The 7,094-nt window shown below is 61.6% G+C and carries 6 protein-coding genes; 1 reads left to right on the forward strand and 5 read right to left on the reverse strand.

Annotation, left to right across the window (positions count from 1 at the left end; genetic code table 11):
* Positions 1-13: 13 nt before the first annotated feature.
* From cas4 to cas3, 5 genes are read right to left on the reverse strand one after another with little or no spacing between them, the layout of a single operon-like run.
* Entirely contained in the window at positions 14-646 is a 633-nt protein-coding gene (gene cas4 / locus AC30NL_RS05625) for a CRISPR-associated protein Cas4 (RefSeq protein WP_489463030.1), read from the reverse strand.
* Between the two features lie 45 nt (positions 647-691).
* Positions 692-1,621, reverse strand: coding sequence for a type I-C CRISPR-associated protein Cas7/Csd2 (gene cas7c / locus AC30NL_RS05630; RefSeq protein WP_489463031.1), 930 nt, complete (start codon positions 1,619-1,621; stop codon positions 692-694).
* 2 nt (positions 1,622-1,623) lie between these two features.
* Positions 1,624-3,390 carry a type I-C CRISPR-associated protein Cas8c/Csd1 gene (gene cas8c, locus AC30NL_RS05635; protein WP_489463032.1) on the reverse strand — a complete coding sequence of 589 codons (1,767 nt, stop codon included), beginning with the start codon at positions 3,388-3,390 and terminating at the stop codon, positions 1,624-1,626.
* The gene (gene cas5c, locus AC30NL_RS05640) at positions 3,387-4,043 is read right to left on the reverse strand and encodes a type I-C CRISPR-associated protein Cas5c (protein ID WP_489463033.1); all 657 of its coding nucleotides are present in this window, start codon (positions 4,041-4,043) and stop codon (positions 3,387-3,389) included. The genes cas8c and cas5c overlap by 4 nt, the downstream gene beginning before the upstream one ends.
* 25 nt (positions 4,044-4,068) lie before the next feature.
* A complete protein-coding gene (gene cas3 / locus AC30NL_RS05645; RefSeq protein ID WP_489463034.1) occupies positions 4,069-6,405 on the reverse strand; it encodes a CRISPR-associated helicase Cas3' in 2,337 nt (778 codons plus the stop codon).
* Between the two features lie 163 nt (positions 6,406-6,568).
* On the opposite strand from cas3, the gene AC30NL_RS05650 reads away from it, so the two are divergent.
* Complete coding sequence (locus tag AC30NL_RS05650; protein WP_489463035.1) at positions 6,569-6,934, forward strand: substrate-binding domain-containing protein; 366 nt, start codon at positions 6,569-6,571, stop codon at positions 6,932-6,934.
* Positions 6,935-7,094: the final 160 nt, after the last annotated feature.

Genomic DNA, 7,094 nt, shown 5'->3' on the forward strand with positions numbered 1-7,094 from the left:
GTGGCGCTGCCGTTCAGGCATCGGGGTCGAACAGCTTGACGCTGAAGTCGGCACCTTGCAGCCGGGCCAACGCTTCGGGTTGGCAGCGCTCGCGCAGCGAGCAGCCCTTGCAGCGACGCACGTCTTGCGTCGGCGACGGCAGCTTGGCGCTGGTGAACATGGCGCGCACGGCGCTCGCGGTTTCGCCAACCTGCATGCGCAGCGCATCGGTGATCGGCACGATGCGCCGTCGTCGGGAACTGGCGTAGTACAGAGCACCTTCGCTCACGGTGAGACCCGTCATGCCTTCCAGGCACATCGCCTGGGCGGCGAGTTGCACGTCGTCGCACGATGCAATGTCGGCTGCCTTGTGGCGCGAGCCATGTTTGTATTCCACCGGGTATGGCGTTCCGTCCGGCTCGAACTCCACCACATCGGCCTTGCCGACGAGGCCCAGCGCGTCGTTCCACAAAGGCAATGCGCGCTCAATGCGCAGGCCCTTGCGTTCTTCGACGCCGGGCTTATCGACCAATGCATGCACCGCCTGCCCGCGTTGTGTGTGCAGGTTGTCGTCGAACGCCTGCTCAAGGTGGATCAGGCCGCACTGCCGAGGGCAATAGGCCCAGTGCTGCAAGGCAGAGAGCGTGATGGGGTCAGGTTCTTCCATGCTGGTGGCGTGCGACAGGCTGTATGGCCCGTGACACCAAACTTTTTAGCAACGACGAATCAGCGTCACGCCGGGAGCAGCCTTTACCTCGTCCCAGATATTCACCGGCGCCCCGTCGAACGTCACTTCATAGTCGCCGAAATCGCGTGCGGGTGTCTCAGAGTCGTTCGGTACCACTGCAAGTCTGTCGAACAGCGAATGCGAGTGGGCGTTGCCCAGCTCACTGTCGTGTTTGAACACGTACAACCCACGTGTAGCCATTTGGCCTCGGGCAGCAGAGCGGTCGTGCTCGAACATACCTTCCAAGGCCTTGAAGAAAAGTTCGAGGTCATCCGCGCCGAACCCGGTCTGCTTGGCCAGGAATGCCGACACGAAGCCATGCGAGCGATAGAGTCCGTAGGGCACGGTGTGCTTGCGGCCCATGGTGCGGTTGTCTCCATCTTGCGCTTCCGCTTCCTTTTCGCTGGCCACGGCCATGCGAGTGATTGAATGTTCGCTGGCCACGATGGGTTCGATGGATCGGGCAAAGGTCATTTGAACCGGGCCACGCACCTGTCCGCAGTTCACGCCTGTGGACATGACCGCGCCGAATGTGCGAACGTCGAAGAAATTCTTGCAAATCCATTCACGGGCTTTGCGAACACTGTCTTCGCTGCCTTTGCGCTTGGCTTTCTTCTTGTCGTCCTTACCGGCCTCGTCAGCGAGTTCCCCAGTGGCACCAATCGCCTCATAGGCGGCGCGGTGCGTGCGTTCGAGCACGCCCTTTTCCTTGATGTAGATGTCATGGGGCGGCGTGCATTCGTTCACCAGCCCCACATAGTTGCGCACCTTTCGTTTGAGCGACACATCGGTCACAAGGCCGTGCCCTGTTTCGGCGTCAAGACGGGGCATGTTGCCGGCGTCCGGGTCGCCATTGGGGTTGCCGTCCTTCACGTCGAACAGCAGCACAAAGTCATAGCGGGATGCGAACGTCATGGTCAAGCCTCCTGAGCGGGGTTGGTGGTGGTTGGTTCTTCTTTGCGCGTATAGAAGGCTTGGCGCTGGTGGTAGTAGCCAAGCGCAAACTTGGCCTGCTGCGGCAATGTGAGCTGGCGTGGAAAGTCAGGCAACGGGGCCATGACTTCGCCGATCAGCCGTTCAAAGTAGTTGGTCTGCGCATCGCTGAGCTTCTTGAGGTGGGCATTCTTCAGCCGCAACAATGTGGTGAACACCGACACCGGCGTGGTGGACGCCGCACCGTAATAGCGATCGCGAACAGTGGCGTTGATACCGGGCATGGCCTGTTGCTGAATGCGTTCGAGCACTGCGAACAAGCGGCCCAGCAAGTACGGAGAGTCGGTCTGCTCCATGTCCAATTCCTCCTTGAAGCGTTGGTAGTCGGCGGTGACGTCGGGGTTCTTGCGGCGATGGTCTCGGTTCAGCCAAGCCTTGAGCACGGCAGCTCGCAGGGTTGTGACATCCTGCTCCGCTTTGCACCGAATCACCGCAGCGTTGAGCAGCGATGCGGGATAGGGCTGACATTCGAGAATTGCGCGCATCCATTCACCTGACAAACGGGGCGGCACGTTGTCGAGCTTGCCTTGAAGTGCGACGCTTGAGAGCAGCCGAAAAAGCGAAGGTGTGGCAGGGTCGCTGTCGTAGCGGCGCACGACCTTCAGGTCGGCGAAGTGCTGCAAGATGCGCGGTGCAAGTTCTGAAAACGGCGCACGAAGCCAGAAGCGAACGCTGATGCGGGCGGCATTGGGTGCGAGGCCCAGCACAAAGAACCGCGCATCGCGTTCGCCCACTGGCAGGCTTCCGCTAGACAGTGCTTCGTGCAACGCCTGCACCGCGCGAATCCCCTGGTCGGGGTGATCTTTGTTCTCGCCAAAGAAGTCGGCGAGCGTGAATTCACTATCGAACCGCGACGCGCTGTCGGCCCAGAACACCGTGGAGGCGTCACCCACCTGCACCCGATTGCGGGAGTCCGTTGCGAGCAGATGGTTGAGAGCTGTGGTGTAGGCAAAGGCAGCCCGTTCACTGACGGGCGCGTTTTCGCCCTGGCGCTCTGTCTTACCGTAAGACTCGAATGCACGTGCGTTGAAGGACACAATGTTGGCACCTGATGACTGCGCGCCCCAAACGCCCTTGATGGCGGAGTGCAGCCGCTGGATCGGTGCTTGAACGCCGTCCACCAGACACAATCCGATGGGCGCACTCGCATCTGCCACAGGAAGCGCGGCCGCTGCCACTGCCGGGCGTTGGCAAATCAGATCAAGGTCGCCACTGAGCTGAAAGCTCATCACCGGATTGCTTTCCTGAATTTCAGACCAAGCCGGGTGCGCATGGAGCACTGCCCAGTCGGCACCGTCGATAGCGGCCAGAACGGCAACCAGGCCCGGGTCGGTTTGCGCGGTTGCCGGCAGAGCCGCAATGCGCGCCCGAAAGGCGGCATGTGGCGTCACCTCGACTTTGCCTTTGCGCGCCTTGTCGAGCCCGATCACATAAGCAGCGCGGTCCCACAACAGATTGGCCGCAACACCAGATGTCTTTTTCACGCCTTGGGGAACAAGGAATGATTTGGCACGAAGCCTTTTGCCGTCCATCACGCGCGTATCGCGCAACTGCACCACTCGGCCATCGGCTGACAGCTCGATGATGAAAGGGATGTCTTTGTCTTCCAGTCCGATGCTTGGCAGCCGCTGCGCTGGGTCGGAGTCGCGCGACTTCCGTTCGTAGTAACGCACGAGTTCCTGCAAGATCATCGCGCCGCTCCTTCTGTGCTCACCTCAATCACCCCGGCCGTCATCTGTGCTCGGAAGAACGTTGGCTGCGGGTCGACGGGGTCGGTGAAGTCCAGGTCGTGCAGCATCCAGCCGAGATCGCGTGTGTCGAATATTGGCGCGGCATCACGTGCAGAGTCCGTCACCGCTCGCACCCGCGCCGCGAATTCGCGGCATCCAAGATAGGGTTGGTTCACCCACTGCCCGTTCTCCGCGCGGCGCTCGAACATGGCGTGGTATTTCTGCGGTGGCATGGAGTCCTGCCGATCGGCACGAACTTCCATGTCGGCATGCACCCGGTAGGCGACGTCGCGCAAGAGCAGGCCGGCGCGTTGTTGGCGCTCGTCGTCCACGTAGATTGCGAGGTCACCCTCGCCCGCATCCATGGCCTGCTGCACATTGCGGGTCGAAATGACAGCCGCCACCTCATTGCGCCGCAGATTGATGAAGCGTATGGGCCTCAGCACCTCAATGCGCCGCACATGCCAGCGGATTGCTGGCTTCCACAGAATCGCTTCGAACACCGCCCGTGCGGCAGATGGCGTGATGACGTCATACGAGACACGTTCAACCTTCATCTCGGGTCGGGTAAAGCAGGCAAGGTCGCCTGCAATTTCAAGGCAATAGCGTTTCATGGTCGTGATGGACTCCCTTTGAATTTCATGCCACCAGACTTGCGGGATCGAGCGAACGCTCATTGGGGAGCAAGCCCAAGCGGTCGTCGTATCGAAGCTCGTCGATCAGCAGATACATGCCAGGCACCAGCTCTCGAACATCGCCCTGAGCCTGCCAAGTGTTCAGCAGTTGGCGTCGCATATTGACGGTGAAGCGTTGAAGCCTGCGCAACAACCAACGGTCGGTATCACCACTTCGCAGCTTCTCTATCAACGGTTGGACGGACTCTGTACCCGCGCCGATGTAAGGCACGATGACAGTGGCCTGATCTTCGTCATCGACCAGCCGGAACTTGTCGGCCGCAGTTCGGAATTCGAATTCGAACCCGGCGTTCTTGCGCAGGTGATCGACGATGCCGTGTTTGTCGCGGCTGGAAAAGCCCGCGTAGTACAGCGGAAAGTAGCATTCGAACGCGGCCGGAGACATTGGGTCGCATCCGCTTTGCAGCACGCTGCGGGTTGCCAGGGTGCCAATGCGCACCTGCTGGAGCGGCTTCGGAATGTCGCGCACAAACACCACCACCCTCCCCTTGCCACCATCTGGCAAGCGGCCCTCGCGATTGCAGCGGCCAGCAGCCTGCGCTACAGAGTCCAAGCCGGCCAGCGCACGAAACACCACGGGAAAGTCGATGTCGACACCAGCCTCCACCAACTGGGTGCTCACCACTCGCAGCGGCCTCCTGTCCACCCCGTCGCGACGCGCCTGGAGCCGCGCCCGGATTTGCGCAATCACATCGGCGCGGTGCTGCCCGCACATGGCGGCCGACAAATGCAGCGTGGAGTCGCCGGTGGCTGCATCGACTCCTCGCATGATTTCCGCGGCATCGTTGCGTGTGTTGACGACGATCAAGACGCACTCATGATCAACAAGACGTGTGACCAGCGCGTCGGTGGGCAATGCCGTGTGCAAGTCGGCGGGCCACTCGATCTCGACACGTTGCAGCGCCGTGAACAGAGAACCCTCGTCTTCTACGATGCGCGTGGCCAACGGCAGGCCGCGCAGGCTCTGGCGTGGGTCGAAGCGCGGTGTGTCGACCAGCGTGGGTTGGGTGGCGGTACACAGCAACAGCGTCACGCCGTAGTGCGTGACCAGCACGTTGAGCGCATCGAGGATCGGCTGAAGAAATTCGGGCGGCAGCAGTTGCGCTTCGTCGAGCACGATCACGCTGTTCGCGATGTTGTGCAGCTTTCGGCAGCGCGAGGTACGTGCTGCGAACAGAGATTCGAACAACTGCACGTTGGTCGTGACGATGAGCGGTGCGTCCCAGTTTTCACAGGCGAGGCGGCTGCGCGGTGTTTCATATTGCTCGTTCACATCAGCCTGGCTGTGATGCTCCACGACTTGCTCCGCCCCGAAGATGGCGCCGAAGACATCAGCGGTCTGCTCGATGATGCTGGTGTACGGAATGGCGTAGATCACTCGGCGCCTGCCATTCGCCAGCGCATGCCGCAGGGCGAAGGCGAGCGACGACAAGGTCTTGCCTCCACCGGTGGGCACGGTGAGGGTGAACACGCCGGGTCTGAGTTGCGCTTTCGCGCGGCATTGGCGAAGCACGCTGGCACGGGCCTGCATTACCGCATCGTCACCGCGGCCGAGACTTGCCACTTCAGAGGCCTTGGCAACCAGGTGTGCGTCAAGCTGCTGCGCGTAGGCAGCGAGGGGTTGAAAGCCTGCACGCGATTGGGCCTTCCCAAGATTCAGGAATCGTTCGGTATCGAGAAAGTCGGCATCGACCAGTGCGGAAAACAACATGCGTATCCACAACGATGTCGTGAGAGGCTGATCGCTTCTTGGGCCGGGGATGGCGGCCAGTGCAGCCTGGAGCGTGAACGTGTCTGGAAGGATCAATAGATCGGCCGCCTGTTCGCTGCATACAGAACGCGCTTGTCCGTATTCGCGCTCGCTGTCGGCGGACCCGGTGCCCAAGAGGCGTTTGTCCAGCCCGGCCACCCAATCACCCAAGCCGGCGTGATGGCCCGCAATCACATAGGCCAGCACGCGACCCAGCGCAGCCCCCTGCGGGCCGAAGCGTGCCTCAATGACTCTAAGCGCATGGAGCGCTCCGGCAGCGGAATGAGTCTTGTCGCTGCCGCTTGGCCACTTGCCCTCGATGTGCGCATCTTGGCCAGTCACCAGCCGGATGTAGCGCTGAAACCCAGGCCGGTATTTGCCCAGGTCATGCCAAAGCCCGGCGATGCCGGCCCATTGTGGTGAGTTCAGATGTTGCGCGAATTCCGCGGCGCCCGTGGCCACGGCAATGAGGTGGTCACGCAGATGGTGCGGCTCACCATTGGGGCCGATGTGGGCCAACCTGTCGGACACGATCCGCGCTCCCTGATTTGTTCCTGCTGGCGAGACTAACCGCGTAATCGCTCACCAGATGAGCCGTCAGGGAAAGCCCCGATCTCGTACCGCCGGCGACCCCACACGCGATCAGGCTCGCTCGGCGTGAAGTCCCTGGCCAGGAGGTTTTTGCATTCTGGCGCTGGTCGCGTCGCATGCGAACGCGCAAATCAAGGGCGCCGGTTCGAGCTTCGCCGCCAACTTGTACGCGACCTGGAGCCAAGCGACGGCGAAGGCGAGCGACTCGCGACTGGAATACGAACCCGTCGGGTCCAGTGGAGGTGTCAAGGCGGCGCAGGATCGCAGTGTCGACTTCGGCGCCTCCGACCGGCCTTTGTCACGCGCAGCGCTCGACCAGGCAGGATTGGTTCAATTTCCGACTGCGATCGGCGGGGTGGTGCTCATGAGCAACCTTCCGGGGATTCCAAGCGACAAGATCAAGCTCGATGCAGAGGCCCTCCCGGCCATCTACCTTGGGCGCATCAAGGAGTGGTCATCGAAACGATGAAATCCAATGGCGCTGACCCACTGAGCGTTGCGAGCAACTTGCGAGCATCGGCGCAAAGGTGGTTCGGCAACAGCGGCTTCGTGCGTCGGGTGCGGGACGCCCTTGCACCGCTGGCCAAAGCAAATCCCGACGACGAGGTCATTGGAAACAAGGTGCGGCA

It is taken from the genome of Rhizobacter sp. (assembly GCA_021153565.1).
Taxonomy (GTDB): Bacteria; Pseudomonadota; Gammaproteobacteria; order Burkholderiales; family Burkholderiaceae_C; genus Albitalea.